The organism is Paenibacillus montaniterrae (genome assembly GCF_018403185.1).
Taxonomy (GTDB): Bacteria; Bacillota; Bacilli; order Paenibacillales; family Paenibacillaceae; genus Pristimantibacillus; species Pristimantibacillus montaniterrae.
In genome coordinates this window covers 95,301-119,881 of sequence record NZ_BOSE01000006.1, presented here as the reverse complement: position 1 = coordinate 119,881, position 24,581 = coordinate 95,301, and the positions used below count along the sequence as shown (strand labels likewise).

22 protein-coding genes are annotated in these 24,581 nt (G+C 45.5%); 10 read left to right on the top strand and 12 right to left on the bottom strand.

Features of this window, described 5'->3' with window-relative positions; genetic code table 11:
• Window positions 1-9: 9 nt before the first annotated feature.
• Genes KJS52_RS16135 through yicI form a run of 3 tightly spaced genes read left to right on the top strand, consistent with a single transcriptional unit; the run spans window position 10 to window position 6,260 of the window.
• On the top strand, window positions 10-1,509 hold the full coding sequence (locus tag KJS52_RS16135; protein WP_213517132.1) for a glycoside hydrolase family 43 protein: 1,500 nt from the start codon (window positions 10-12) through the stop codon (window positions 1,507-1,509).
• A gap of 17 nt (window positions 1,510-1,526) precedes the next feature.
• Complete coding sequence (locus tag KJS52_RS16130) at window positions 1,527-3,905, top strand: GH36-type glycosyl hydrolase domain-containing protein (protein ID WP_213517592.1); 2,379 nt, start codon at window positions 1,527-1,529, stop codon at window positions 3,903-3,905.
• 30 nt (window positions 3,906-3,935) lie between these two features.
• The gene (yicI, locus tag KJS52_RS16125) at window positions 3,936-6,260 is read left to right on the top strand and encodes an alpha-xylosidase (RefSeq protein ID WP_213517131.1); all 2,325 of its coding nucleotides are present in this window, start codon (window positions 3,936-3,938) and stop codon (window positions 6,258-6,260) included.
• A 107-nt stretch (window positions 6,261-6,367) separates the two neighbouring features.
• Here yicI and KJS52_RS16120 read toward each other — a convergent pair whose 3' ends face one another.
• The 5 genes from KJS52_RS16120 to KJS52_RS16100 form a co-directional block, all read right to left on the bottom strand.
• A complete protein-coding gene (locus tag KJS52_RS16120; protein ID WP_213517129.1) occupies window positions 6,368-7,081 on the bottom strand; it encodes an ABC transporter permease in 714 nt (237 codons plus the stop codon).
• A gap of 21 nt (window positions 7,082-7,102) precedes the next feature.
• Window positions 7,103-8,005, bottom strand: coding sequence for a glycine betaine ABC transporter substrate-binding protein (locus KJS52_RS16115; RefSeq protein WP_213517127.1), 903 nt, complete (start codon window positions 8,003-8,005; stop codon window positions 7,103-7,105).
• A 74-nt stretch (window positions 8,006-8,079) separates the two neighbouring features.
• On the bottom strand, window positions 8,080-8,742 hold the full coding sequence (locus KJS52_RS16110) for an ABC transporter permease (protein WP_246563650.1): 663 nt from the start codon (window positions 8,740-8,742) through the stop codon (window positions 8,080-8,082).
• On the bottom strand, window positions 8,729-9,886 hold the full coding sequence (locus KJS52_RS16105) for an ABC transporter ATP-binding protein (RefSeq protein WP_213517125.1): 1,158 nt from the start codon (window positions 9,884-9,886) through the stop codon (window positions 8,729-8,731). Before KJS52_RS16105 ends, KJS52_RS16110 begins: the two co-directional genes overlap by 14 nt.
• A 292-nt stretch (window positions 9,887-10,178) precedes the next feature.
• On the bottom strand, window positions 10,179-10,811 hold the full coding sequence (locus KJS52_RS16100; protein ID WP_213517123.1) for a GntR family transcriptional regulator: 633 nt from the start codon (window positions 10,809-10,811) through the stop codon (window positions 10,179-10,181).
• Between the two features lie 322 nt (window positions 10,812-11,133).
• Here KJS52_RS16100 and chrA point away from each other — a divergent pair, with 322 nt between their 5' ends.
• The 5 genes from chrA (at window position 11,134) to KJS52_RS16075 (ending at window position 15,871) form a co-directional block, all read left to right on the top strand.
• On the top strand, window positions 11,134-12,339 hold the full coding sequence (chrA, locus tag KJS52_RS16095; protein ID WP_213517121.1) for a chromate efflux transporter: 1,206 nt from the start codon (window positions 11,134-11,136) through the stop codon (window positions 12,337-12,339).
• 156 nt (window positions 12,340-12,495) lie between these two features.
• Complete coding sequence (locus KJS52_RS16090; RefSeq protein ID WP_213517119.1) at window positions 12,496-13,227, top strand: response regulator transcription factor; 732 nt, start codon at window positions 12,496-12,498, stop codon at window positions 13,225-13,227.
• Complete coding sequence (locus KJS52_RS16085; RefSeq protein WP_213517117.1) at window positions 13,224-14,141, top strand: sensor histidine kinase; 918 nt, start codon at window positions 13,224-13,226, stop codon at window positions 14,139-14,141. The genes KJS52_RS16090 and KJS52_RS16085 overlap by 4 nt, the downstream gene beginning before the upstream one ends.
• Before the next feature lie 76 nt (window positions 14,142-14,217).
• Window positions 14,218-15,141, top strand: a complete 924-nt coding sequence (locus KJS52_RS16080; protein ID WP_213517115.1) for an ABC transporter ATP-binding protein — start codon at window positions 14,218-14,220, stop codon at window positions 15,139-15,141.
• Window positions 15,134-15,871 carry an ABC transporter permease gene (locus KJS52_RS16075; RefSeq protein WP_213517113.1) on the top strand — a complete coding sequence of 246 codons (738 nt, stop codon included), beginning with the start codon at window positions 15,134-15,136 and terminating at the stop codon, window positions 15,869-15,871. The genes KJS52_RS16080 and KJS52_RS16075 overlap by 8 nt, the downstream gene beginning before the upstream one ends.
• A gap of 65 nt (window positions 15,872-15,936) precedes the next feature.
• Here KJS52_RS16075 and KJS52_RS16070 read toward each other — a convergent pair whose 3' ends face one another.
• The 3 genes from KJS52_RS16070 to KJS52_RS16060 form a co-directional block, all read right to left on the bottom strand.
• Window positions 15,937-16,083: a small acid-soluble spore protein P gene (locus tag KJS52_RS16070; RefSeq protein ID WP_213517111.1), complete on the bottom strand. Its 147-nt coding sequence runs from the start codon at window positions 16,081-16,083 to the stop codon at window positions 15,937-15,939.
• A gap of 171 nt (window positions 16,084-16,254) precedes the next feature.
• Window positions 16,255-16,431, bottom strand: coding sequence for a hypothetical protein (locus KJS52_RS16065; RefSeq protein ID WP_213517109.1), 177 nt, complete (start codon window positions 16,429-16,431; stop codon window positions 16,255-16,257).
• The gene (locus KJS52_RS16060; RefSeq protein WP_246563645.1) at window positions 16,428-16,778 is read right to left on the bottom strand and encodes a hypothetical protein; all 351 of its coding nucleotides are present in this window, start codon (window positions 16,776-16,778) and stop codon (window positions 16,428-16,430) included. Before KJS52_RS16060 ends, KJS52_RS16065 begins: the two co-directional genes overlap by 4 nt.
• A gap of 151 nt (window positions 16,779-16,929) precedes the next feature.
• Between KJS52_RS16060 and KJS52_RS16055 the strand changes: the two genes are divergently transcribed.
• A complete protein-coding gene (locus KJS52_RS16055; protein WP_213517105.1) occupies window positions 16,930-17,745 on the top strand; it encodes an undecaprenyl-diphosphate phosphatase in 816 nt (271 codons plus the stop codon).
• A 58-nt stretch (window positions 17,746-17,803) separates the two neighbouring features.
• Here the strand turns inward: KJS52_RS16055 and KJS52_RS16050 are convergent, their stop codons facing one another.
• From KJS52_RS16050 to KJS52_RS16040, 3 genes are all read right to left on the bottom strand, one after another.
• A complete protein-coding gene (locus KJS52_RS16050; protein WP_213517103.1) occupies window positions 17,804-18,403 on the bottom strand; it encodes a hypothetical protein in 600 nt (199 codons plus the stop codon).
• Window positions 18,400-19,026, bottom strand: a complete 627-nt coding sequence (locus tag KJS52_RS16045) for a hypothetical protein (RefSeq protein WP_213517101.1) — start codon at window positions 19,024-19,026, stop codon at window positions 18,400-18,402. The genes KJS52_RS16050 and KJS52_RS16045 overlap by 4 nt, the downstream gene beginning before the upstream one ends.
• A 306-nt stretch (window positions 19,027-19,332) precedes the next feature.
• Complete coding sequence (locus KJS52_RS16040) at window positions 19,333-19,968, bottom strand: YfbR-like 5'-deoxynucleotidase (protein WP_213517099.1); 636 nt, start codon at window positions 19,966-19,968, stop codon at window positions 19,333-19,335.
• A gap of 223 nt (window positions 19,969-20,191) precedes the next feature.
• Here KJS52_RS16040 and wsfD point away from each other — a divergent pair, with 223 nt between their 5' ends.
• Window positions 20,192-21,619, top strand: a complete 1,428-nt coding sequence (wsfD, locus tag KJS52_RS16035; RefSeq protein WP_213517091.1) for a glycan biosynthesis hexose transferase WsfD — start codon at window positions 20,192-20,194, stop codon at window positions 21,617-21,619.
• A gap of 143 nt (window positions 21,620-21,762) precedes the next feature.
• On the opposite strand, the gene KJS52_RS16030 is transcribed toward wsfD, so the two are convergent.
• Window positions 21,763-24,267, bottom strand: a complete 2,505-nt coding sequence (locus KJS52_RS16030) for a GH39 family glycosyl hydrolase (protein WP_213517089.1) — start codon at window positions 24,265-24,267, stop codon at window positions 21,763-21,765.
• Window positions 24,268-24,581 lie beyond the last annotated feature (314 nt).

Below are 24,581 nucleotides of genomic sequence, written 5' to 3'. Positions count from 1 at the left end.
GTGTGGACTATGAAATTCCAAAATCCGATTATTCCAGGCTTTTATCCTGACCCTAGCATCTGTCGTGCTGGCGATGACTATTATGTTGTAACGAGCTCATTTGGATATTTTCCAGGAATTCCGATCTGGCATAGCAAGGATCTCGTGCACTGGCGGCAAATTGGTCATTGTTTAACGAAGGAAAGTCAGCTGCAGCTGGAAGGAGCAAAAATTTCTGAAGGCGTCTGGGCACCGACGATTCGCTATCACGAAGGACGCTTTTATATGGTAACGACGAATGAAAAGAAATGTGGCCATTTTTACGTGTGGGCAGATGATCCTGCCGGCGAGTGGTCAGAACCGATCTATGTAGATCAGTCAGGCATCGATCCATCCCTCTTATTTGAGGATGGCAAAGTTTATTTTACAAGTACAGGAACGGAACAAGGAATTGGGATCTATCAATGCGAAATTGATATTGAGACAGGCAAGAAATTAACGGAAACACAATTCATTTGGCAAGGAACTGGGGGGAAATTTACAGAGGCTCCTCATTTATATAAAATCAACGACTACTATTATTTAATGTGCGCTGAGGGCGGAACAGAGTATGGACATACAGAGGTTGTTGCTCGCAGCAAATCGCCATACGGCCCCTTTGAGTCATGTCCGTATAATCCGATTCTTACCCATCGCAGTTCAGGTCGTAAAATTCAATCTACTGGTCATGCTGATCTGGTGCAGGCACAAGACGGAAGCTGGTGGGCGGTGTTTCTGGGAGTACGTCCAGTTTCGTATCCATATCGTCATCATATTGGCAGAGAAACCTTTTTAGCGCCTGTTCACTGGACAGAGGATGGCTGGCCGATAATTGGTCATCAAGGTACAGTTGAATTAGAAGAGCAAGCACCAAGCCTGCCGCTGGCAAAGTGGGAGCATACACCTGTTCGAGACGAGTTTGCTGGTGCACAGCTTGATAATAGCTGGACATTTATCCGCAGCGAAGCACAGACGACATGGTCTTTGTCGGAGCGAGAAAGCTATCTAATGCTTGCTGGCTCTCCTGATCGCTTGGCTAGTACAGGGTATCCTGCATTTATCGGGCGCAGACAGCAGCATCATAGCTGCAAGATTACTGCGAGCATGGCATATAATCCGCAGCATGATGATGAAGCGGGTTTAACTGTATTTATGGATGACAAGCATCATTACGATATTGGATTGACGAAAGTTAATGGTCAGCTGCAGCTTGTATTGCGCAGGCAAATCGGCAGCTTGATTGATGAAAAGCACTCTGAGCCAATTGACAGCACCGATGTGCAAATACGGATAGAAGCAACGCCGACAGACTATCTGTTCTCCTATCGAGCAGGCAATGGGCAATGGATCGGGATAGGTGAAGGGGAAACCCGTCTGCTGTCTACAGAAGTTGCCGGTGGTTTTACAGGAGTATTTATCGCCATGTATAACTACTCGCGTTATAAAACAAAAGCATATTTTGATTGGTTTGAATATGAAGGTAAGGAGTAGATCACATGATAGAGAAAATGGTAGAGACAGCAAAGGACGAGCAATCTATTATTTTGAATAGCCCGGTCGTCATGCCCAAAGCATCAGGTTTCTTATGGAATGATCATATGATGATGGACGTCAATTGCAGAGGCTACGCGGTCGCACAATTTATGCAGCCTGAGCCTGCGAAATATTCATATGCGCCCAATATGGAAATGAAAACCTTTATGCAGCCTGAACAACCTTATTTTGCGCATCATCCAGGCAGATTTGTCTATATAAAGGATGAGGAAAGCAAGAAACTATTTTCGGCTCCATATGAGCCTGTACGCGCCATGCCAGACCAATATCAATTTATTGTTGGACAGCACGAAATTTCCTGGAAGGTCGTATTTGACGAGGTAGAACTCAATATGTCGCTTTCTTTGTCACCTGACGAGCCGCTTGAAATGTGGAAGGTTACCGTCAAAAACAACTCGCATAAGCAACGGAAAATTAGTATTTACCCGTCATTTACGATTGGATATATGTCCTGGATGAATCAGGCTGGTCAATATGAAGCTGATCTGCAAGGAATTGTTTGCACCTCGATTACTCCTTATCAGAAGTATAAGGACTATGAAAAGATTAAAAAGCTGAAGGATATGACCTTTTTGTTAAGCGATAAAGCGCCACATAGCTGGGAAGCCAATTGGGAGGTCTTCGAAGGAGAAGGAGGCATTCATAATCCTTCCGCATTAGCCAATGACATGTTAAGCAATAGTGATGCACGCTATGAAACACCTGCTGCTGTTATGCAATTTCGCTTAACATTGGAGGCTGAAGAGGAGCAGCAATTCCGCTTTTTATTCGGGCCTGCCAACAATAAACAAGAAATTGCAGCTTTAAGAGATAAATACTTTGTACAGACCAATGCAGCAGGAGAGGACGGCTTTACCACAGCGCAGCAAGCCTACCAGCAATATATTGGGCGCGGCGCAGGCAGGATGACGATTCAAACACCTGATGCCTCCTTTGATCAATTTGTAAACCATTGGTTGCCGAGACAAATTTACTATCACGGACAGACGAATCGTCTAACGACAGATCCGCAAACTCGCAACTATTTGCAGGACAATATGGGCATGAGTTATATTGACCCGACAACCGCGCGTCAAGCTTTTCTGACTGCACTACAGCAGCAAGCAGCATCTGGTGCTATGCCGGACGGTATTATTTTGCATAAGGATGCAGAGCTGAAATATATTAACCAAGTGCCGCATACAGATCACTGTATTTGGCTGCCGATCTGTCTAATGACCTACTTGGACGAGACCAATGACTATTCGATTTTGGATGAAATGGTTCCATTCCAGGATGATCCAACAGCTGTTAGCGTGTTTGAGCACATTGTGCGCGCGATGAATTGGCTGCTCACGACGAGAGATGAGCGCGGGCTAAATTATATAGAGCAGGGCGATTGGTGCGACCCGATGAATATGGTCGGCTACAAGGGCAAAGGTGTTTCCGGCTGGCTGACGATTGCTTCCGCTTATGCATTTAAGGTGTGGGCACAGATTTGTGAGGATGCAGGACGAGCGGATGTTGCAGAGCGCTTCAGAGCAGAAGCGGAGCAGACCAATGCCATTGCAAACAAATATTTGTGGGATGGAAACTGGTATGCCAGAGGAATTACGGATGACAACGTGTTGTTTGGTGTTCATACCGATGAGGAAGGCAAAATCTACATCAATCCTCAAGGCTGGTCGCTAATGAGTGGAGCAGCAGATGAAGAAAAACAAGCAAAAATTTTGCGTGCAGTAGAGGAGCTGTTGGAAACTCCTTATGGTGTTGAGAAATTAGCGCCGGCATTTACGAAGATGCGTGAGGATGTAGGTCGTCTAACGCAAAAGCATCCGGGCAGTGCGGAAAATGGTGCGGTTTATAATCACGCGGCAGCTTTTTATATTTTTGCCCTGTACCAGGTGGAGCAGCAGGATCATGCATATCGCTTATTAAGAAAAATGATACCTGGTCCAGATCAAGCTGATCTTATTCATCGTGGTCAATTGCCAGTATTTATTCCTAATTATTACCGCGGAGCCTACCGGCAAATACCTCGGACTGCGGGAAGATCGAGTCATCTTTTTAATACAGGAACAGCAGCCTGGGTATATCGCTGCATTATTGACGGATTATTTGGGGTAAGAGGCAGCAAGGAAGGACTATCAATTGCTCCTCAGCTACCGTCTCACTGGCAAACGGCCTCAATTCATCGCCAGTTTAGAGGCGCAGAGTTCCATATTGTAATCGAGCGTCATGCGGATATAAAAGAAATGGCTGTTTATGTGGACGATCAGATCATCGAGGGTCATACTGTTAGCAATATTCAGGCAGGTGAAACCTATAACGTCCTTGTAAAGCTGCCACAATAAGATGTCACAACATAGAAAAAGGTGGAGAATATGAAGTTTACTGACGGAAATTGGATGATTCGCGAGCAGTACGAGGTGATAAGCGCAGTCGAGCCCTATGATCATATAATTGATAATAAGGAGCTGACTGTCCACGTATCTCCACGTCCGATAGCTATTCGCTCAAATATATTAAACACGCCGATGTTAAAGGTGCAATTTCATTCACCAAAGCCTGGAATTATCGGGGTAAAGCTCGTTCATTTTAAAGGAGTAAGACAACGCGGTCCGCGATTTATGCTGACTCCGGAGACAGGCGATTTTGTGAAAATCGAAGAGACGGCTAACGAAATTATATTTACTAGCGGCTCATTGAGCGCTCATGTTCAAATGGGCGAGGAGTGGCATGTTTCCTTCTATCGCGGAGCGGAGCGCCTGACGGGCAGTCGCGTGAAGTCGATGGCCTATATTAAAGAAGGTAAAACAAGAACTTATATGCGCGAAGAGCTGGACCTCGGCGTGGGCGAGCTGGTTTACGGATTGGGCGAGCGTTTTACTTCCTTTGTGAAAAACGGTCAAGTGATTGATATGTGGAACAAGGATGGCGGAACAAGCTCGGAGCAGGCCTACAAAAATGTACCCTTCTATATGAGCAATAAAGGATATGGCGTGTTCGTCAACCATCCAGAGCTCGTTTCCTTTGAGGTTGCTTCGGAGAAAGTGAAAAAGGTGCAGTTTGCAGTAGAAGGGGAATCCCTCGAATACTTCGTTATCGACGGTCCCGATATGAAGGATGTACTGGTGAAATATACAAGCTTAACCGGCAAGCCAGCCTTGCCGCCAGCTTGGTCCTTTGGCTTGTGGCTGACGACATCATTTACGACAAATTATGATGAACAAACGATTAATACGTTTATTGACGGGATGGCCGAACGTAATTTGCCACTGTCCGTCTTTCACTTCGACTGTTTCTGGATGAGAGGCTTTCATTGGACCGACTTTACGTGGGATAACGAAACGTTCCCCGATCCAGTTGGGATGCTGCAGCGCTTGAAAGCAAAAGGGTTGAAAATCAGCGTATGGATTAATCCTTATATTGCTGAGCGCTCCAAGCTGTTTGACGAAGGCATGGAGCATGGGTATTTGCTCAAAAAAGCGAACGGTGATGTATGGCAGACCGATATGTGGCAGGCAGGGATGGGCATTGTCGATTTTACCAATCCGGCAGCCTGTGAATGGTTCGCTCAATATTTGCGCGATTTAATTGATCAAGGAGTCGATAGCTTCAAAACGGATTTCGGCGAACGCATTCCGACCGATGTCGTGTACTACGACGGCTCAGATCCGCAAAAAATGCATAACTACTATGCTTATTTGTACAATAAAGTGGTGTTTGAGGTGTTGGAAGAAAAGCTGGGCAAAGGCGAGGCGGTCGTATTCGCTCGTTCTGCAACGGCGGGAGGCCAACAATTCCCTATTCATTGGGGAGGCGATTGCAATTCTGATTATGAATCGATGGCAGAAAGCTTGCGCGGCGGTTTGTCATTAGGATTATCAGGCTTCGCTTACTGGAGTCATGATATTGGCGGTTTTGAAAATATGCCGCAAGTCGATGTGTTTAAACGTTGGCTAGCATTTGGTCTGCTATCAAGTCATAGTCGGCTTCATGGGAGCAAATCCTACCGGGTGCCGTGGGTGTATGATGAGGAAGCGGTGGACGTTACTCGCTACTTTACCAATTTGAAATGCAGATTGATGCCTTATTTATATCAATTGGCAGCAAAGTCGCATGAACAAGGGATTCCGATGATGCGTGCGATGGTGCTGGAATTCCCGAATGATCCTGCGGTAGAGTATATTGATCGTCAATATATGCTGGGAGATCATTTGTTAGTAGCTCCTGTCCTAAGAGCAGACGGTGTTGTTCGCTATTATTTGCCGGAAGGAAAGTGGACTCATTTCATTAGCGGTGAAGTGATAGAAGGCGGGAAGTGGCTAACCGGGGAATATGACTTCTTTAGTTTGCCTCTATTTGTCCGCCCGAATTCGATCATCGTACACGGGGCAAATGAGACTCGTCCTGACTATGATTATGCGCATGATGCGACGATCGCGATTTATCAGCTAGAGGATGGAAAGAGCATCGCTACGACCATTTATAATGTAAATGGAGAAGCAGAAGTGCGTGTGCAGGCGACGAGAGAACAGGATCATATAACGGTCGATGTTGCTGGCAGCGGCAAGCCGTTCTCAATTCGGGTTTATGACGATAAACGAGTAATAGCAATGGATGGTGAAGCAGCAGTCGCAATCGACGGGATTGTAAACATTCCGGCTGGCAAGGAACAACTAACGTTAAAGCTGCAATTATCTTAATGAAGCTGCGGTGCGGCAGGCTATATAAGCAATAGGCAAGTACAATAAAACTCCCCTCAGGCAGACAGCTTAATCAATCAACTGTCGCTCAAAGGGGAGTTTTTTCATTAAGCGGTCATTGCTTTATCCTGCTCTGTTAGCGGCAGCTGCTTTTGCTCAGGCTGCGGCTTATTATGCTTGTTTTTAAGCTTGCTTTGCAGCTTGCCGAGCGCAACATCCGCTATAATGGCCAGCAATGCGGCAGGAATGGCGCCGGCATATATTTTCAAGCTGTTGCGCATATTCAGTCCTGCATAAATTTCCCGGCCCAAGCCATCGCCGCCAATAAGCGGCGCAAGCGTTGCGACGCCGATCGCAATAACTGCTGCGATGCGAAAGCCTGCCATTAGAAAGGGCAGCGAGAGCGGCAGCTGAACCTTGACAAGCAGCTGCCAATTGCTCATGCCGAGACCTTTGCCTGCTTCGTTAATATGCGGATCGATTTCCTTCAAGCCAACATAGGTGTTGCGGATAATCGGCAGCAGCGAGTAGCAGAAAAGGCCAACAACAATCGTCTTAAAGCCCAGACCAAGAAACATCATCAATAGCGCCAGCAGCGCGAGGCTGGGGATGACCTGTAATATATTGGCCGCAGACAGAATTACCGAAGCGAGTCTTTCATGCTTCGCACTTAGCACGCCCAATGGCACGCCAACGAGCAGAGCAAGCGCCAGGCCGAGCAAGACCATTATAATATGCTCCAATGTCAAACCAAGCAGCGTGGTGGCATTCTCGCTCATATATTGAAGGAGGGCGAGAACTCCATTTGTCTCTAGCTTCATAGCTCTATCACATCCTTAGCGTTAATCCTGCAGCAAATTGTTGGCTTTCAAAAATTCAACCGCCACTTCCTGCGGGCTGCGCTTGTTTACATCGACCTCATAGTTAAGCGCGGTCATCGTCTGCGCATCAATTTTGCCAATGAGCATCGTTACGATTTCCTCCAGCTCAGGATGCTTCTCCAGCGTATCCTTGCGCAATACTGGCGAAGCATCGTATGGTGGGAAGAACTGCAAATCGTCCTCAAGTGTTTTCAAATTAAACTCCTTGATCCCCGGATCTGTCGTATAAGCAAGCACGATGTCAACCTGCTGATCGGCAACCGCTTGATACACTAGCGAAATTTCCATCGGGAAGCTTTCGTTGAACTTGAAGCCATAATGCTCCTGGAAGGCGCGATAGCCATCGCTGTCACGCTCAAGCCATGTTGTATCGACGCCCAGCTTCAACGTATCGGCATGCTCCTTCAGATCAGAGACGGTGTTCAGTCCGTATTGATCAGCCAGCTCCTGGCGAACGGTAAAGGCGTACGTGTTTTCAAAGCCAAAAGGATCGAACCATTTGAAGCCAAACGTCTCATCGAAGCCTTGCTGCGCTTGCTCCAGCACCTTCTGACGATCCTTCGTATCCTCGATTTCAAAATGACCGTTGAAAATCTCACCCGTATAGAGCGTAGCCATCTGAATATCGTTTTTGTCCAAGGACTGGATTACGATCGGGCTTGCTGCCAAGTCTGGGACAATATCAACGGCAATATCCGTATTCGCCTCGATCAGCGCCTTATACATTTCAGCGATAATTTTTGGCTCGGAATACGTTTGCGTTCCTATTTTGATTTTATCTGAGCTGCTATTGCTGCAGCCTGCCAATACTAAAATTGCAGTTAATGTGAACAGGGCAAAAAAACGAATCTTATGCTTCTTCATCAAACCACCTCGAATATTATAAAAATAAATTGCCAATAGCTCTTGCTATTGTTATTGCTCTTGTTGTTGCCGTTTTAAGCGGATTTTGCCCGCTTGAACATTTTACGCTCAATCAAACCAAGAATTTGGTCGGTCAACAGTGTGAGCAGAATCGCTGCTAGCGCTCCTGCCAGAATCAGCTCTTTGCGATTTACGCCAATGCCTGAAACGATGAGCTGGCCAAGCCCGCCAGCGCCGATTAATGCCGCTAAAGTCGTCCAGCTTATAATATAAACAGTTGTCATGCGCAAGCCCGACATCATATACGGAAAGGCCAGCGGCAGTTGAATATGAAACAGACGCTGCGTCGCGCTATAGCCCATCCCTTTGGCAGCGTCGATTACGGATTGGTCAACAGACTGAAAGCCTGCCAGCGTATTACGCAAAATCGGCAGCAGCGCATACAGAAACAGCGCGAATATCGCAGGCTTGAGTCCAATGCCCAGCAGCGGAATTAATAGTGCCAGCAAAGCAAGGCTTGGAATCGTCTGAAACAGGTTGGCAATGGAAAATACGGTGCTGTGCAGCCATTTTGCTTTGTTTTTTGCCAGATACATCCCGGTTGGCACTGCCACGAGCGTGCTTAACAGCACTGAAATTGCCGCGATTGTCAAATGCTCGCGTGTTGCCGTTAAAATATCCGGGTAGCGCTCCTGCAAAAAGGAGAAGAAGCTGCTAATCGTATTAATGAACGGCATGGCTCTCGCCTCCGACTGCATCAACCGCATATAAATCGGTCATATAGCTAACCATCGAGCCCTTCGTAATTAGACCGACAAATTCATGCTTGCCTTTTATAACCGGCACATTGGACAGCTGATGCTCATTCATCATATTTAGCGCGGCAGTAAGCGTCGTTCCAGAGGAGACGGCATATTGAATCGGCTTCATCACATCAGCGACGAGCTTCGTCTCATCCTTGTATTGATCCAATACTTGATAAATGGATACGCTGCCAAGCAGCTTGTTGTTTTTATCGACGACGAGTAAGGAGTCAACCTTGCGCTTTTCCATTAGCTTCACCGCATACGCCAGCCCTCGTGAAGGGTAAGTGGTTGCGGGATTTTCTACCATCACATCATCGACAATCGGCTCCATCTGCATTTGCAGCGCTTGCATCCGTTTGGCGCCGATAAAGCTTTTTACGAAGTCATTGGCAGGGTGGCGCAATATATGCTCAGGCGCACCTGACTGCACAATTTCGCCATCCTTCATAATGACAATGGTGTCTGCTATTTTAATGGCTTCATCCATATCATGAGTGACGAATACAATCGATGTTTTAATTTCCTGCTGCAGTCTTACCAGTTCATCCTGCAGCTGCTCGCGGCTAATCGGATCGAGCGCGCTGAACGGCTCATCCATCAAAATAAGATCAGGGTTGGCGGCCAAGGCCCGCACAACTCCGACCCGCTGCTGTTGCCCGCCGCTAAGCTCGGAAGGATAGCGATTGCGATAAATGTGCGGATCGAGTCCTACAAGTGTTAGCAGCTCATCAACTCTGGCATTGATTCTCTCTTTATCCCATTTGAGCAGACGAGGCACAACCCCGATATTTTGCGCGATCGTCATATGCGGAAACAGCCCTATGTTTTGAATAACATAGCCAATTTTTCTTCTCAGCTTAATCGGATCGATTGCTGCAATATTTTCATGATGAATGTTGATTTCACCTGAAGAAGGAGCAATCAAACGATTAATCAGCTTCATAGTTGTCGTTTTCCCGCATCCGCTAGGTCCGATAAGAACGGTAATTTCCCCTTCATTAATTTTCAAATTTAAATTTTTCAGTACTTGATGACCATCGTCATACGTTTTGTTAACAGCTTTAAATTCAATCATAGCTGACCTCCTTTAATTGATTTTGAACAAAATGTTTTACGTTCAATAAATGGTGTTCAGCTTAGCAATCCTTAACGCTATTGAAGAAAGTGCAAATGGGAATGAACGGGGCAATCGGTTGAATAGCTGCGGCAACATGATATGTAGTACTATAACATAGCTTTTTAAAACAAACAACCTATTATACTTGTACAAGTTGTTTGTTGCAGGAGAAATTGCTTGTGTAGAAAAACACAAAAAACGGTTTATTTCACCGCGGGCATGCAGTGAAATAAACCGTTTAGGATTGAAATTAGGATTGAACTGGAATCGTGGGCTGATTAAGAAATTGCTCAGTACGCTCCTGAACATTTCCGTCACCAACAACCACCAAAATATCATAAGCGAGTAGAACGACATGTGGGCCTGGAGATATAAAAACTTCCGTGCCTCTGCGCAAGGCAATAATTGTGGCGCCAGTATGCTGCCAAAAAAGCAGATTGCCTATTGTTTTGCCTACAGCATGTGAAGGCTCGTCAATTTTAATTTCTACCGGATGGTAGGGCTTCAAATTTTTCAGACGGTCAGAGGCCTGAATAATTTCGCCCAGCAAGCCTTCAAAGCGGCGGTCAAGCTCCTTTTTTTGCTGAAGCAGCTGCTGCAGCTCCTGCTTGAGGGAATAGGCGGATTTGAGATAGTTGTGCTTCGTAATGTAGTTGTAAGCATTTTGATCGGATAGAATGACAATCTCCTTGCCTTGCGAAACATGAACAATGTTCTCGTCCTTCAGCAGTGCAATTGCTTTGCGGATCGTTTCGGGTGAGACATGATATTGGCTGGCCAGCAAAGATCTTCCTGATATTTTTCCATTGATCGGAAACTCTCCGCTTACGATGCGCTGCGCAATATCGAGGGCAATTGATTTATATCCTGTAACCTCGTGCATGATAGACTCCTCGGCTTTCTAATACATTAATTAAACTCGGTAATAAGTGAAATTTTACACCGTATTATAGCACAGCAGCAGCCGTTGAACAAAGCTCGACTTCAACTGTCGCAGGGCTTGAATAAGCAGTGCGCAGAATCAGCGCGAGGCTGGCTATGCTGCGGCAAAGCTTCATATTCCGTAAACAAAAAATTAACAATTCATGTATTGAATGTAGCAGTCGCTTCCCCTATGATGTAAAGGATTAACGTACATGCCCATCCTAATCATCGAAGATTAGCAGGTGTTCGGCCTGCATCCATATAAGGAGGAATCGATTATTATGCAGAGTGATCAATTGCCCGCGCAGTCCAAGCGGCAGCCCAGACTTAAGGCGCTGCTTGAGGTGATTGCCGTATCCTTTAAGCTGGGCTTGACTTCATTTGGCGGACCTGTTGCGCATTTGGCTTATTTTCATAATGAGTATGTCCAGCGCAGAAAATGGCTGGATGAGCGGAGCTATGCGGATCTTGTTGCCTTATGCCAGTTTCTGCCGGGTCCTGCCAGCAGTCAGGTTGGCATCGGAATCGGCATTGTGCGCGCCGGGCTATGGGGCGGCCTGCTCGCCTGGCTCGGCTTTACGCTGCCCTCCGTGCTGGCGTTGCTAATCTTTGCCTTGCTGCTGCAAAACGGACAGCTCGCTGATGGCGGCTGGCTGCACGGGCTAAAGCTGGTAGCGGTGGCAATCGTTGCTCAGGCGGTGCTGTCGATGGGGCAAAAGCTGGCCCCTGATCGCTCAAGAGCGACGATTGCCATATTGGCGGCGGCAGTTGTGCTGCTTTGGCAAACGGCATTTGCGCAAATTTTAGTGATTGTGCTGGCTGGCCTTGCGGGTTTGCTGCTTTATCGTCATGCGGCGAATGCCGAGCCGATTAGCCTGCAAATTTCGGTCAGCCGTAGCCTTGCTGTATGGTGTATTGCATTGTTTTTTGTATTGCTGGCCGTGTTGCCGCTTGTCAGTCAATATGCTGGACTGGACTGGCTCAATCTGTTCGACAGCTTCTATCGTGTCGGTTCATTAGTATTTGGCGGCGGGCATGTTGTGCTGCCCTTGCTTCAGCAGGAGGTTGTAGCGGTAGGCGGAATTAGCGAGCAGACCTTTCTGGCCGGCTATGGCGCAACGCAGGCTGTGCCGGGGCCGCTGTTTACGATTTCAGCATATTTGGGCTATTTCGCGCAAGGCTTTTCCGGAGCAGTGCTTGCAACGCTTGCGATATTTTTGCCTTCATTTTTGCTCGTAATCGGTGCGTTGCCGTTCTGGAACGCTTTGCGCAGCAGCGCCAAGGTGCAAGCGGCGCTAGCGGGCATTAATGCAGCGGTGGTCGGCATTTTGCTAGCGGCACTGTATGATCCGCTATGGAAAACAACGATCATGGCGCCGATAGACTTTGTGTTTGCTGCAATATTGTTTGTGCTGCTTGTATTTTGGAAGCTGCCTTCCTGGGTCGTTGTACTGGCTGGAGCGGCCGGAGGCTTGCTGTTTCTGTAATGGCTGAACTGCTGGTGCGGCATCTCGAAGTATTTCGAGAATGTAAGGATAAGCATGTATAGTGTTGGGCATGGCTACGATGCCCAGGCTATAGATGCTTATTCTGGCTTTAAACGATGTGCAGGATATAAAATGGCTATAAAGGTGGTGGCGAATATGTCGCAAAATATATTGATGATAGATGATGATCGGGAGCTGTGCGCGCTTCTGAAAACATATTTGGAAATGGAAAATTATACGGTGATGTTAAAGCATGATGGCAAGTCCGGACTTGCAGAGGCGCTAAACCAACGCTATCAGCTCGTCATTCTGGATGTGATGCTACCTGAGCTGAATGGCTTCGAGGTGCTGACGGAGCTGCGCAAAATTAGCCATGTTCCGGTGCTTATGCTTACGGCGAAGGACAGCGAGATTGACAAGGTATCAGGCTTGCGTCTCGGTGCTGACGATTATATCACGAAGCCGTTCAGCACGCATGAATTTGTGGCGCGTGTACAATCGCTAATTCGTCGCTATACGACGCTTGGCGGCGAGCAGCAGCAGAGCAAAAGCTTAAAGCGGTTAACGTTATCGGGGCTGGAGATCATTCCGGAGAAGAGAGAGGTTTATGTTGAGAACGTTTATGTGGAGCTGACCGCAAAGGAATTTGATCTGCTTTATTATTTGGCTTCCCAGCCTGGCAGAGTGTTTACCAAGCGGCAGATTTATCAGGCGGTGTGGGAGAATGAATACGCCTTTGACGACAATAATATTATGGTGCATATTCGCAGGCTACGCAAAAAAATAGAGTCGAATCCAGAGCAGCCGCGCTATATTCAAACCGTATGGGGAGTCGGCTATAAATTTGCCAGTGAAGGATATGACAAATCGGGTGGTGCCAAGGCATGATGATCGCAATCGCTGCACTGGCGCTGCTGGCAGGCTTGCTGCTTTGGCAGCTGATTAAGCAAAGACAAGCATTGAAGCAAATGCTGGAGGTCATGCAAGGATTGGAGCGCGGAGAGCAGCGCAAGCTGTACAGCAAAGGAAACGGGTTGTTGTCACAGGTCAGCTATCAGTTCAACAGCTTGATGCACAGCTATCATGTGCGGCTGGCTGAGCAGAAAAAAATTGAACAGGCGAACAAGGAGCTAATGACAAGTTTGTCCCATGATGTGCGCACTCCGCTAGCTTCCCTATTAGGTTATTTAGATGCTTTGGAGGACGGGGTGCCTGCGCGGGAGGAGCAGCCGCATTATATTAGCGTGGCTCGCAAGAAAGCCTACGATTTGAACAAGCTGGTGGATACATTATTTGACTGGTTTAAAATCGATTCCAATGCGATGGTATTATCTATGAGAAAGGTTGATTTGGCGGAGCTTGCCAGGCAGACGATCATAGAGTGGCTGCCGGTTTTCGAGCAGCATTCGATTGAGCTGAGCGCAAGCCTGCCAGAGCAAGCGGTTTGGACAGAGCTTGATGAAGCTGCGGCAGGGCGAATCATCTCCAATGTAATCCATAATGCGATCGTCCATAGCCAATGCACCTCGCTGCATATCTCGCTCAAGCCCGCTCTGGCAGCTAGACGAGGCAAACAGGGCATTCAATTGATTATTGCCGACAACGGCATCGGAATGGATGAGCAGCAGCTGCAGCAAATTTTTGAACGGCTGTATAAAGCAGATTCGTCCCGCAGCAGGTCTAGCAGCGGCCTTGGACTGTGGATTGCCAAACAGCTATGCGAGATGCAGGGAGGGACGATTGAAGCTGCAAGCACGCCTGGTGCCGGCTCAACCTTTACGATAACCTTTTCCCCCGTTTAAGAAAAAAGTAAGGAATGGGCAATAGCCATGTCAGCTTTCTTTGCTATACTGATGCTGTGAAAAGGGGGATAGCTCGATGAGCGAATACGTAATTGAGACGCGACAACTAACGAAGCGCTTTGCCGAGCAGCTTGGCGTTGATCAAGTCGATCTGCATGTGCCAAAAGGAAAAATATATGGCTTGCTTGGCCGCAATGGAGCAGGCAAAACGACGCTGATGCGAATGCTGCTCAACCTTGCCAGGCCAAGCTCTGGTGAAATTTTATTGTTTGGCAAGCCGCATCTGCACAACCCTAAAATGACATACCGACGAATCGGCTCGATGCTGGAGATGCCCGGCTTTTATGAAAACCTGACCGGAAAAGAAAATTTGCAAATTATTGCAAGGCTGCGCGGACAGCAGTATCAAAGCAGTGTCGAGCAAGCGCTTGAAATTGTAGGGCTGCATCAGGAACGGAAGAAAACCTTTGCCAATTATTCATTAGGCATGAAGCAGCGCCTCGGCATAGCTGCTGCTGTTATGCATGAGCCTGAGCTGCTTATATTGGATGAGCCGATAAATGGACTGGACCCAGTAGGCATTACTGTTGTTCGCCAATATTTAGAAGCATTGTGTCGGGAGCGGGGCACAACGATACTTATATCCAGCCATATTTTAAGTGAAATTGAGCAGCTTGCGGATATTATCGGTGTTATGCATAAGGGGCGCTTGATGGAAGAGGTGTCAATAGCCAAGCTGCATGAGCGCAATCGCCAATATGTACAGCTAGAAGTGTCCGATGTCAATAAGGCCTGCCTGCTTTTGGAGCAGCAATTTGGCATTAACGATTATCAGGTGCATACGGACAATAAGCTAAGGATTTATACGGCGCTTGAACTGCGCTCACAGTTCAATTCAGCTTTTGTTGCCAGTGGCCTTCAAGTGCATGAAATGCTGGTGAGCGAGGACAAGCTGGAGGATTACTTTACCAAGCTGATTGGCGGTGGCGATATTGGTTGATTTAATTATTGCGGAATGCATGAAGCTGAAGCGCTCAAAGATGCTGTTCATTAGCTTGCTGGGCGGGATGGTAGCGCCCACGATGGTATTTGCAGCACTATTAAAGCATAGGCTGAGCAATGAGCCAGTTATATTCACCTACGAGGGCATGTTTGATCAAACGAATCATTATGTACTTATTTTGTTCGGCATCGTTGTATATGGTGTCATCGCCGCTTACTTATTTAGCCGCGAGTATACGGAGCGCACACTGAAAAGCGTGCTGACCATTCCTGTGTCCAAGACGCATTTTCTTACGGCGAAGCTTGTCATGCTGCTGCTGTGGATGCTGCTGCTTACCGTAGTAGCGTGGCTGGGCGCGTTAATATTCGCTTGGCTCGGCAAAGCGGATCATTTCAGCTTGGCGATTGCAGCTCAATCGCTGCAGCAATATGTGACCGGCTGCTTGCTGCTGTATTGTACAATGACGCCTTTCGTGTTCATTACACTGTGGATGAAAAGCTTGGTGCCAACCATTATTGCCGCTGCAACTGTAATGCTGGGCAATGTGGCGGTTTCCAATGAGGATTTGGGCGCTTTTTTCCCGTGGACGGGCGCCTATCTGGTTGCCAGCGGCGATATTGAAAAATACAGCTACTCGCCGCTTGCAGCGCTTGGAGTGATAGCAGCGGTATTTGTGCTTGGCCTGCTAGCCAGCTACAGCTACTTTATCGCTGAGGATGTTAAGTAAACAAGAAAGGGGATCAACGATTAAGCTTCTTAATCATTAATCCCCTTTATCATTATGCTGCTAAACTATGAGCCTTCACCGTGGTTATTGCGGGAGTGATTGCGATTCTTCACCTTCTTAGAGCCAGATAAAGGCTCATTCGGCTGATGATTCGTCTTTGGATGATGGTCTTTATTAGAATGATTGCGGTCAGTACCGTTCGCGTTGGGCATAAATGTTTCCTCCTCCAGCTTTTTATGAAGCATCCTGAAATGACTTCTTGAGAATAAAAAGCACATCGAAAGCATCAGCTTAGCTTTTTATGAAGCATCCTGAAATGACTTCTTGAGAATAAAAAGCACATCGAAAGCATAAGCTTAGCTTTTTATGAAGCCTTGAGATGATTACTCCTGGTTTTCGTTCTCGTATGCTTTCTTTCTAAAATGCTGCATATCTTCATGGCGCTGATCCATATGCTTCTGATTAAGCTGCTGATTGGCATGCGCATTTAAATCAGGGGTATCCAATTCATTTACGACATTTTGCAGGTTTTTATCAATGCCTGGTTTCGCTTTTGTCATTGGTTAGTCAGTCCTTTCAAGCTTTGCGCGCATTCATGAATATGGCGGACATAATCCTCCACTAATTCCTGAACATGCTCGGTTTGCTCATCAACCGCGGTATGCCCTTTTTCAACGTCAAGCAGCTCTACCTTAACTTCGCGCTCATCCATATATTGCAGACGGAAGTCGGCGGAGTAATGGCTGCGTCCATTGTTCGCAATATGAATAAGCAAAGCATCATCGTATTTGGCATCCGACTGTACGGTGCATTCATCAGCCGTATTTAGAAAATTAGGCAATGCTTGCTGCCAAGCTTGAGCCAATGTCTGTTTATCGACAGATAATCCATTAAACAAAGCAATCACCTCCGAAGCTTAGTATGGGTTGGAGGTTGAAAAGCTATGCATTTGCAAGCAAGCTGGATGATGAAGCTAAGCTGCGTGTTTGTCGCAATGGATTGGAATGACACAAAAGCTCGGACTTTTACATTTTATAAAATAAGGGAGCGCTATAGCTATGTCGGATATCGTGGAATGGTTAAAGTATTTGCTATTGGGTGCAATTCAAGGATTTACGGAGCCGATTCCGGTTTCCTCAAGCGGGCATCTCATTGTAGCGCAAAAGCTGCTTGGTATAGAGCTGCAGGGCTTTTCATTTGAAATAATGACGAATACAGCGTCGCTTATTGCTATTTTATTTATTTATCGTGAAGTCATTGCTCGGCTGGTCAAAAATGGAGTAGGCTATGTTGTCACTCGCGACAAGCAGTATAAGTCAGATTATAATTTTATTTTGTATGTAATAATCGGTACAATACCGGCAGGTGTTATTGGTGTTCTGTTTAAGGACAAGATTGAAGAGATTTTTTCCAGCTCAGTGACAACTATTGCAATCGCCTTGCTTGTAACGGGTGTATTGCTATGGCTGATTCGCAACCTTCGCGGCGTTAAACGTGACGGAGATTTATCAATGAAGGATGCGATAATTGTTGGTCTGGCGCAGGCTATTGCCTTGATTCCGGGTCTTAGCCGTTCAGGCTTAACGGTTATTGCTTCCATTGCTACAGGCATGAAGCAGGATACCGCCTTGCGCTATTCCTTTATGCTATATATTCCAATCAGCCTTGGCGGCTTGGTGCTGGGCATAGCTGATATAGTCAGCGATCCCGAGCTGCAGGCGCTATGGCTGCAATACTTAATCGCCTTCATTGCAAGTCTTGTTGTCACCTACTTCTCGATGCGCTGGTTTATGGGCATTATGGAAAAAGGGAACCTGCGCTATTTCTCTTATTATTGCTTTATAGTTGGGGCTTTGATTTTAATCTTTTTGTAAAATATAAACTCCCTGCTTCCATCCGAAGCAGGGAGTGTTTGTTTCAGTTCAAGCAGCGCTATTTGCGAATCAAGGTGTATCGATTGCTCTGCTGCTCCTCCACATAATTGTAATAGCTGATTTCATTAACACTAAAGGTGATGCCATAACTAATTCCATCGTTGACGTCCCGAATTCCTTTAACCTCAACAACGGCTTTACTTGGCACATCAAAAATCTTTGGCTTGGAGGTAATAAGAAAAGGCTCGGATAAAGCTACGCCATCGACCAGTACTTGTACATAATCGCCATCACTAAAATCGATATCCCAAATATAAATTTTTCCTGTGTCGCCATTAAAATGATGCTCAACTGTAGTATCGAAGGAGCTTAATTCGTTTTTATCGATATCCAAAAAAACACCGATCGGCAGCTTGACGGATTGCTGCAGTTCCCTTGCTTTTTCCAACTCGGCTTCATCAACCTTATCGTCGCTAACGATGATGAAGTAGATCAGATAACCAATTCCTAGCAAGCCGGCTATCAGGAAGCTTGCTCCTATTCGAATAAATGTTTTTTTCCAGCGCTGCTCTTTTTTATTTATAAATAGCTGCTGCTCACTAAGCGGTGGCTCCCAGCCAAAGCTTGGCTGTGGGGTGTTAGGATTAACTTGATTCATTCCGTTCCACCTCCAAGAGTTGTGACAGGCTTTTTGAACAGCAAGATGCACATCAGCAGCCTGCAAAATACAATTTGACCGCTCATGAGCAAAAAGTAAGTAACAGCATCGTTGGAGTTCATCACATGATGGCCAAGGTTGAGAATGCTTAAAGCAATTGCGAGAATAATCGAGTTCAGCGTCATAATTACAATATAAGCCATCAGCCAAGGCAGTCTGTAATACATTTTACGAAAAGAAGCGCGCATTATAGATAGTGCGAGCAGTAAAAAGATAAGCGTAAAAAAGAGAACGTTTTGACTACCCTCCAAGATGACATAGCCCGATTTGTATACACTGTATATATCCTCAATTTGATTTGCCGGGAATGTTGTAATGAAGTAGAGAGGATAGGCCATAATGGCTGCAAATAAAAGAAAACGAAAAAATGATGAGATGCCTATTTTATGCTTCGGGGCAACAGGCACTAAAACGGCTTGCGAGTACACGTAGGGTTGATTGTCCATAATCGCTTGCTGCGCAGGCTGCTTCTTTTCCTTTAAGCTGATCAAGCCGTATAATCGTACAGCGTTCAAAATTTGATATTCTGGAAACAGAAACTTCAAGAACTCCAGGACGTTCATTATTATGTCTCCTTATGTAATTAAATAATCTTATCTTTACATTATATAGCATAAATTAGCATTGATGAACTGCAGTGATAGAAAACAAGCTAAAAAAGCAGAAAAAAGCGAAGCTGTAATCGGGGTTAATATGGAGATGAAGAGGTCTTGCAAGGAATTTAGCAGGAATTAAGAAGCGAGCGAGTGAGTGTATACGAATGTAAGGAACAATTGTAGTCGAGGGGAATAAAAGAAGGAGTGGAGCTGTGGAAAGAAGTAGCAAAGAACAGAGCAGCAGTTTCGCCAATTCGACAGGAGCAAGCGGGACTATTGTGCAGGGTCCAGCGCTTCCTGTGTAATGCGTTTAATGTCTACAGGGCAAGCTTCACTTTCGCTGATCAGGTCCGGCAAAATATGAGCCAGAAAATAATCGACACAATGCAGCTTGATCCGGCTAATTTTCCGTAATGCCTCGCGGTACATCGTCACAAACTCTTTTTCGGTATTTCCGCGCTTCAATTCGGTAAAAGCCTCATATACTTGATCCAGCTTATCTGCAACCTCAAGAATTAAACCTTCCACCGTTTGATCCTTGCCCTCGCGCAGCTGGCGGCGAAAGATGTCCTGCAGCTCGACTGGAATATGCTCATCGATAAAATGGGCAATCATGCCTTCCTCTACCTGCTGCAGCATGCCTCTCAGCTCAAGTGAGTAGTGCTTGACCGGTGTTTTAATATCTCCAATGAAAATTTCGCCATAATCATGGCTGCTCGTAATTTCGTATAGCTTTTTCCAATCAATGCTCACGCCGTTGCTTTCTTCAATATCGGCTAATGTTTTGGCGTACTGTACGACCTTCCACGAATGAGCGGCTACACTATGCTCCTCGAATTTGAATTTTCCTGGACAACGAATAATGCGCTCCAGATCGTTCAACGATTGAAAGTAGATATGAATTCCCATAGTTGTTTTCCTTTCTTTTTTGTAGGTAGATGAGAATGACTTCATTATAACGAGCGTTTGTTAATGGATGATTAACTTTTCACATCGAAATATGCACAAAATATTTAGCAATAGTTTACAAATGTGATAATATAGCAAAGGGGTTAATGCTTTGCAAAGTAGATGCAAGCTAACAGGATAGCTTGAAAAAGAGAGAGATTGTAAAGGAAATGGAGAGTAGGGTATGAGAATTCGGTTTAGGCTGGAGTGGCTGTACTGCGTCGCTGCGCTAGCTATTTTTGTTGTGCTGTTGTTTGCAGGCAGCTTTATCGGAGTTGCAGATAATGGGGACTTTTTACGGATTATGGGCTCGATTGGCCTAAATTATTACAATGAACTGGAAAGCTATGAGGAGCGCTTTTTCTCTTATGCTCATGCTGAATTTGCGTATGATTCATTTTTTAGAGGTTTTTATCTGACCTCGCAATTGTTGATCGTGCTGCTCGCGCGTACGATTGCCCTTATTTTTAACTCGAGCTTTTTTGATATCCGCTTTCTTGGTGCGCTATATGCGCTGCTGCTAATGGTTGCAAGCTGCTTGTTAATCGCCGCCTTTAAAAAGAAAGGGATTGTGGTTGCGATCGCGTTAACCGCAGTGCTGCTCATTATGTTTCACGATGTGGGCTATTTGGCATATTTCAACTCGCTGTTTGGCGAGCCAGTATCGCTTATTTTTATGCTGCTGACCTTAGCGCTGGGGATAACGGTATTAGCAAAAAAGGAGCCGAGCAAAAAGCTGTTCGTGCTGTTCGTTATTTCCGGCTTGTTTTTAATTTGCGCCAAAACGCAAAACGCGCCAATTGGCTTGTTTTTTGCACTGCTATGCGTGCGTTTTGCCATGCTGCACAAGCAGGATCGCTCGTGGAAACGACTGGCGATTGCTTGCAGTGTTGCGCTTGTTGTCATATCGGCGGCGATGTATATTTTTGCTCCGAAGGACTTTAAGCAAATCAATTTGTATCAAACGGTGTTTTTTGGCATATTAAATGGTTCCACTACAGTGGAAGAAGATCTGGAGGAGCTGGGACTGCCCGCTCATTTATCTGTGCTGGCCGGCACCAATTATTTTCAAGCGGATACGGCAATCAAGCAGGATGATCCGAGCTTGCAGGAAGACTTCTACAATCGCATTTCGCATATGGATGTTGCGCTGTTTTACTTGAAGGATCCCGGTCGCCTGATTGAGCGGATGTCGTATGCGGCAGAGCATAGCATGACGATACGCCCATACTATTTGGGAACCTATGAAATATCAGAAGGCAAGCCGCCAGGCGCGGTAACCTTCAAATACAGCTTATGGAGCGAGTTAAAACGGACGGTGCTGCCTAATCAGCTATGGTTTATCGTACTCGTTTACGTGCTGTACTACGGCGTGCTTATTGTGGAATGGCTTCGCAAAGCCGATCTGCGCACTCGCATTCAGCTTGAGCTGTTTATGGTCGTCGGCTTGATCGGCTGCTTCGGCTTCCTTATTCCGATCGTTGGCGACGGATTGGCCGATTTGGGCAAGCATTTGTTCTTGTTCAATGTCGCGTTCGATATGATGCTGGCAGCATCGATCGTATGGCTCGTGTACAAGCTGAGCCAGCTTGTACGGCGGTTTATAAAGTAATAGCCGGACTTAATAGCAAAGGAGATGTTCTGTTTGTCAGCTTTCACTGACTTACTGAGCATCTCCTTTGTTTGTATGATGCCTTTGAAAGGAAAGATTATGATATACTAATGGTAAAGCTTTGTCCAGCCTCATCACAATGATTACACAGTATGCCGCGCTGACACCTCGATTAGACGAATTTCAAATGGTTCAAGCGTAGCCTGAATCGTTAACGTGTTAGCTGCTTGAGCAAATTCCTTCTCGATTCTCGGAATTGAAATTTGCTTTAGGTATTCGATATCCTGCAAGGAAAGCTCGCTATCGTGACCGAGCAGCAACGAATGATCAAAAGCGCTGCCATAGCTGCGATTTACAAAGGAGTGCCTAATTTCAAAGCTGCCAGCGAGCGGCATTAGCTCCAAAATAAATTCACGCTTCGCTTTGCCTGGAAAGTGCGAATATCGTTCCTGATGTGAAATGCTTATCGAAATTCCGTTGGCATAGATATCATCATAGTGATAATAATTGTACAGCAAAATCTGGATTTGCTGCTCCTTCCGTGTAATAAAGTATCCGTCCCCTTTCGCAATCAGTTCATCACCAAGTCTGTTTAAAAAGCAAAAGGCATGGTATGCAGGCTTTTTAATATTGTTAACCGTAAACAAACCTAGCCCGCCATGAAATTGTTGAGGAGGCAGACGATTTTCCTCATGCAAATCAGTAAGCAGCCAATACCCAAACGAGTTGAGCCGATCATAGTTTTCTAAAATATTTTTTATGACGTAGGCGGACTTGAAGCAGGTGTCGTTCATCAGGTCCTTATGAGAAACGGTGGAGTTCCACTCCGTCATATAAACGGGCAAATTATCCAGCTTGATCGCACGTAGGCGAAGCTGCAGCCGATCAATAAATTGCTGGAATGAGTTGGTGACAGGACTAAGATTTAATTGTTTATCGATCCCGATATAATTATTGGTTGATTTTAAATCGATATCGTAATAGTGAACGGTTATAAAATCCGGCAAGCACTGCTGATCTTTGCAAAAATTCAGAAATGAAAACAACCAGTCCTCGCTCTTGTTATAGGTTGAAAATGCGGCAGGTCCGCCAAATTGCAGTGATGGATCGATGCGTTTTACAGTATTGTATGTGTTTTGGTAGAGCGTAAAGAAGGTTTCATCTTCCTTAAAGCCAAACAGCAAATTCGATGAGCTTGGTTCGTTCCATACGCAAAATAACCAGCTGCGCACCTCAGCAATACCGTAGCGTTTAATGAGATGCAAGGTGAGAGCGTGCACAAGTCCATTCCATTTATTTAAATCCTTTGGCGGACTCGTATTAATATTGACATAGAACACGGTTTTGGATAGATCACTGGCCAGCTTGGCAGGCATAAAGGAAAATTGCACGAGCGGCTTTAAGCCTATTGAAAGCAAAAAGTCAAATGCTTTGTCAATCAGTTGAAAGTTATATAGTGCTTTTCCTTCTGCATCCTCGCTGTAAACCATAAGATCATCATCAAGCAAGCTGTGCATTTTAATATATTTAAATCCAATTTCTCGTTGCGCAGTACGCAATGCTTCTTGAACATCAGCATACAGCACTTCCTTAACTCGACTTACCCCGATGAAGGTTTTGAAGTAATGCTTCAACGTTTTGCCTGGCTTATTCAAAGTAATTTGATGTGCAGAAGAGGTGCGCTGCAATATTTTTGCAGGTGGAGCGACTTGCTGCTCAATCAGATTGCTTTCAATGAACCGTGAAATTTCCTCATGATAGGAATGAGGCTCGTCCTGATAATAATTTACCGATTTTTCTTTTGTAGTCTCAACACTTCCTAACATTTCTTCCGCATGCTTTTTGCGCCATATGCTGGGTAGCTCGCCATATTTTTCGCTAAATGCAACTACAAAAGAGCGCGGGTTTGGAAAGCCGTTTTTTGCGGCAATTTGGTCGATTGTTAAAGACTCGTTTAATAAATCATTCACCGCATAATACAGCCTTAAATCCTTCAAATAATCACTAAACGACAAGCCTAATTTGTTTTTGAAATATTTGGATAAATAAGGAACCGACAAAAATTGCTGCTTCGCCACCTGCTGCAGCGAGATCGGTTCGTTGTAGTGACTGTTGACGTATTCCAGGATGCGTTGAAGGCGATCTAGTCCTTCCTTTGGCTGCCTCAACGTTTTTTGCTCATCACTGCTGAAGTTGGTGCATAGCTCATAGATCAGCTCATAAATTAAGGCTGCATTTTTCAAGTCGATAAATTCGGAACCGTTAATGTTATATTGCAATATTTGAGCAACGATGCGCTTAATATTTGTGAATAATTCAGGCTGATCAGCCTTCACTGTATTGCAATCGAAGTACATTTTCTTTACATCAGCGACGACTTCTTTAAGCAGCTCCAGCTTGATTTGCAAGGCTACCATGGTAGCATCCGCGGAATGAAGCTCATGCACCTCGTTCGAATTGATTAGTATTAAATCACCAGCTCCGAGTCGATAAGATAAACTGTTTACCGTAATATCGACATCTCCTTTCATAACTACAATCAGCTCTAAGGACTGATGCCAATGCCTGCTCACATTGCCAATCCGGTGCAGAAAGAATTTGATCGGAAGCTTTTTCGGAAACGAAATGATTTCATGGCGAAATTCCAAAGCGTATGCACCCCCTAACCATTAATAAATTAATCCATTTGTTGGACAGAGTATACTAAATGTTTATCTTATAAACAATACTCTTAACTAAAATAAATAGCTTACGATAGAAAGATTAAAAATTTACTCTATAAAGGATAAATGTTAACGTCATTTTTTAATCTTTGCAGAGCTATTACTTTTCTTTTACATAGCTTGCAGCAGTTGTCGCTTTTCGCCTATTTTTTTGGTTAATATTTTGCCCTTATGAAGATAAAAGATGCAGTTATAGTCGTTCTTCGATAATGGTACACTGAGGCTGCGGGAAGAAAACG